Genomic DNA, 444 nt, shown 5'->3' with positions numbered 1-444 from the left:
GGTAAACCAGACCTAATGCAACTACGTCATCAGTAGAGATGTTGTTACGAGTGTAGAAGCTGTCGTCTTCGTCCAGCAGGTTGATTTTGTAATCAACATAGGTGGACATGTTTTTGTTGAAGTAGTAGGTAGCGCCGATATCAGCATATTTAACCAGGTCTTTGTCACCGTCGGTAGCGTTCAGGTCTTTACCTTTAGACATCAGGAAAGACACAGCCGGACGCAGACCGAAATCGAACTGGTACTGTGCAGTGACTTCGAAGTTCTGAGTTTTGTTCGCCACGCCGCTGTCGCCGTACGGAGTCATGTTACGGGTTTCGGAGTACATGGTTGCCAGATAGATGTTGTTGGCATCGTATTTCAGGCCGGTAGTCCATGCGTCAGCGGTATCACCGCCAGCAACGTTTCCGCCAGCTTTACCTGCGTTAACCTGCTCGTTAGTAC

Annotated in this window: 1 protein-coding gene; it reads right to left on the bottom strand. The window is 48.9% G+C overall.

Features of this window, described 5'->3' with window-relative positions; genetic code table 11:
- On the bottom strand, positions 1–444 hold a 444-nt coding region (locus tag J5M56_RS25495; RefSeq protein WP_207938123.1), incomplete at both ends, for a porin.

It is taken from the genome of Pseudomonas sp. 51_B (assembly GCF_017491595.1).
GTDB lineage: Bacteria > Pseudomonadota > Gammaproteobacteria > Pseudomonadales > Pseudomonadaceae > Aquipseudomonas > Aquipseudomonas promysalinigenes.
The sequence above is the reverse complement of the archived record's forward strand: the minus strand, read 5'-3'. Positions and strand labels throughout refer to the sequence as shown.